Below are 3,326 nucleotides of genomic sequence, written 5' to 3' on the forward strand. Positions count from 1 at the left end.
CTGTATAATCAGGGGGTATAATCACTCCAACTTTGGCTTTCCCTGACTGGAGCGCATAGTGAAATGCATCTTCATCAAACACACGTTCGATGATCTGAAACGTGCGTGTATTTGCAAAGGAATCCCTCAGTTCACGCGCACTGGAGCGACCATCCAGGTCATAAATGACCGTCGGAATATTCTCGATCTGGGTATCGATGGCATAACCAAAAATGATCGTCTGCAGCACCGGGACGGCGAAAACGAACAGCAGCGTCGCAGGCTCACGGCGGACATGCGAGAATTCTTTCACCAAAATGGCCCAGAATCCAGCAAATATTCCCGGTTTTACTTTGGAAAATCCGGCTTGCAGAGGCTGTTCATTGGAAACGAATTCCGGTTTTTGCGGAATGCTTTCAGGCGCTGCCTGAGGCTGTCGGTGAGTTTCAGGACTCACTGTTGTCTGCTGCGAATTCCGCTGATTCTGTCCCTCGGCACGGCTCAAGGTCACAAACACATCTTCCAGCGATGGTGTAATCGGCCGGACCTGAACCGACTCCTGTTCCTGCTCGATGCGCTGTACAAAGTCCGTTTCTGATAATTGCTGATCAGCGAGAACGTGAATGGTCTGACCGAAGAGCGTCGCATCCTGAACTCCCTCCATTTCGCGAAAGGTGGCCAGTTTTGACGCCGGGTTGACCAGCTGAATTTCCCACCGTGCCGTGCCGGCGGGCGTGACGGTCGGCAGATGTTTCAATTCCTCCGGTTTCCCACAGACAATCAAACGCGAATCGTAGATGTAACCCACATCACTGCAGCGTTCTGCTTCGTCCATATAGTGGGTGGTTACAAACAGCGTGACCCCCTGCCCGGCCAGATCAAACAACAGGTCCCATAAATCGCGTCGGGCCACCGGATCGATGCCGGCGGTCGGTTCATCCAGAAAGAGCACCTGCGGTTCATGAATCAGCGCACATCCCAAAGCCAGACGCTGCTTCCAGCCTCCCGACAAATTACCAGCCAGTTGATCCAGTCGACCTTGCAGTGAGGTCAGTTCGATGATTTCATGAAATCGCTGTTCGAGTTTCTCAGGGCTGAGCCCGTAGATGCGACCATAGAACTCAATATTCTCCCGCACGCTTAAATCAGAATACAGACTGAAACTCTGCGACATGTAACCGATGTGCCGTTTGATCTGTTCTGCGTCGCGGGCCACATCGAAACCCAGCACGTGAGCCGATCCCTCTGTCGGTTCCAGAACTCCGCACAACATGCGAATGATAGTGGATTTTCCACTCCCATTCGGCCCCAGTAAACCAAAGATCGAACCGCGCTGTACTTCAAAACTAACCTGATCAACGGCCCGGAGAGTTCCAAAATCGCGAGTTAACTGATTCACCTGAATCACTGGGCTCATGGTCTGGTTTCCTTTCGGTCCAGCCAGACATCGGCGGACATCCCCGGCCTGAGCAACTTGTCCTGATCTTTGATTCGGACTTTGATTCGAAAGACCTGTTTCGAACGTTCCTCAGGGGTCTGCACATTCCGAGGCACAAATTCAGCCTGCCGGGAAACAAAGGTAACGCGACCTGCAAAGACTTTATCAGGATAACTGTCAATCGTGACATCGACTTCCTGATCGACTTTAATATCCAGATGATTCTCCGGCACATAACAGCGGACCCACAAATGGTTCCAGTCCAGAATAGAAACTACGGGAACATTGCTGCCCACCAGATCCCCCGGCTGTAAGGTCACTGCTTCAATTGTTCCATCCAGGGGCGCAAAGATTTTCAGTTCCTTGATCTGTTCTTCCATGATCTGTAAAACCGCCTCGGCCTGATTGACAGCCGCTTTTGCCTGTTCGATATCTTCGCGACGACTCCCGTTTTTTAATAATTGCCACGCCTCTTCTGCCTGCTTTAACTGGGCTCTGGCTTCGTCGATCTCCTCTTTGCGAGTCCCTTCCTTCAATAAATCAAGGGTCTGTTGTTTGACTTCTTTTTTGGAAGCGGTTGCCTGCAACTCGGTATTTGCCGTATCCATCTCATCTGCCGAAACGGTCTTTTTGGCAAATAAGGTCTCCACCCTCAATTGTTTCGCTTTGGCAAGTCGATATTCTGCATCCGCTAAATGTAACTCTGCAACCGCAGCTTCGATTTCCTCTGGTCTGGGTCCATTCACCAACAGCGTTAATCTTGCTTTCAACTGGTCTACCCGCGCCTGAGCCTGGGCAATTTCTTCTACCCGAAAACCGGCAACCAGTTTTTCGTAATTCGCCTTGGACTCTGCCAGTCCTGCGACCGCTTCTGCACGTCGTTCCAGCAAATCGTAAGGCTCCAGCTCGATGAGCAAGTCTCCTTCAGACACCGATTGACCTTCTTCAATCAAGACCCGTTTGACGCGTCCCCCTACGCGGGAACCGGGACGGATGTCATCGGCTTCTAAAAAACCGGAGACTTTCAAAGGGACATGCCGATTCTGGCTGAAAATCAACGCCGCGATCAAAACCGCCGCCAACACAATTAATCCCAGAATTCGTTTCAAACCACTCCCCTCATAATTCTGATTCCGCCAAACTATCCCGTTATCTGCTTTTGCCGAGTTGAAAACGTTTATCATACAATAACTTGAATCAAGACAGTAGCAAACCACTCTCCAAGCCTGATCTCAGTTCCTGTTTCAGCTCCCAGCCCTGAAATAAACCGGAAATTGCGGGTTTTGTTTTTGATAATTCAAAACTTTAGAACCGGGATCAACTTTACACTGACACAAGTATCAGTCTGAGAAAATCTCCAGAAAGTGCATTGCACAAGAATCGGGCAATTCAAAATCCTGACTGCGTTTGTTTGATGAATCGAAAAATAATTCCCCGTTAACCGCTGGGGTACTTCACGAACTTATCTTATTTACTGTCAGTATGATATGACTTTTCAGGAAAGCCGGATAAGAATCAAATCTCCGGATTGGCACATGATTCGCTTCGTCATAAATCGCAATAATCATCAAACAGAAACATTCTCTTAAACAAGCCCCACTATAAATCGGGGCGTTAATAGTGTGTGCTCGATTCTGTTTGACGAGCAAGTTGTCAATCTGTTTTTAAAGGAGAGATGGTGACTACTTTACCATCAATGAAGCGAGGGATGAAAAAAGGCTTTACACTCATCGAATTAATGGTGGCGATTGCGACCATTGCAGTGCTCGTCGCATTACTGTTGCCAGACATTCAGAAGGCAAAAGATGCCTCGCTGAAAGGAACGCAAAAAGAAGGTCCTTACTGGGTCTACCGTGAATATGAATATGCCGGTGGCCCTGTCACCACAGAAATATCAGGCTCCTATGAA

3 protein-coding genes are annotated in these 3,326 nt (G+C 49.1%); 1 reads left to right on the plus strand and 2 read right to left on the minus strand.

What is annotated here, in order from left to right:
- Together Q0294_RS11405 and Q0294_RS11410 are read right to left on the minus strand one after the other, a co-directional pair.
- Window positions 1-1,396 (minus strand): ABC transporter ATP-binding protein/permease (locus tag Q0294_RS11405; protein ID WP_299464998.1); only part of this gene is annotated, 1,396 nt, incomplete at its 3' end.
- Window positions 1,393-2,526: an efflux RND transporter periplasmic adaptor subunit gene (locus tag Q0294_RS11410; RefSeq protein WP_299465001.1), complete on the minus strand. Its 1,134-nt coding sequence runs from the start codon at window positions 2,524-2,526 to the stop codon at window positions 1,393-1,395. The genes Q0294_RS11405 and Q0294_RS11410, both read right to left, overlap by 4 nt.
- Window positions 2,527-3,125: 599 nt before the next feature.
- On the opposite strand from Q0294_RS11410, the gene Q0294_RS11415 reads away from it, so the two are divergent.
- Window positions 3,126-3,326 (plus strand): prepilin-type N-terminal cleavage/methylation domain-containing protein (locus Q0294_RS11415; protein ID WP_299465004.1); only part of this gene is annotated, 201 nt, incomplete at its 3' end.

Origin of the sequence: uncultured Gimesia sp. (genome assembly GCF_937919775.1) — a bacterium.
GTDB lineage: Bacteria > Planctomycetota > Planctomycetia > Planctomycetales > Planctomycetaceae > Gimesia.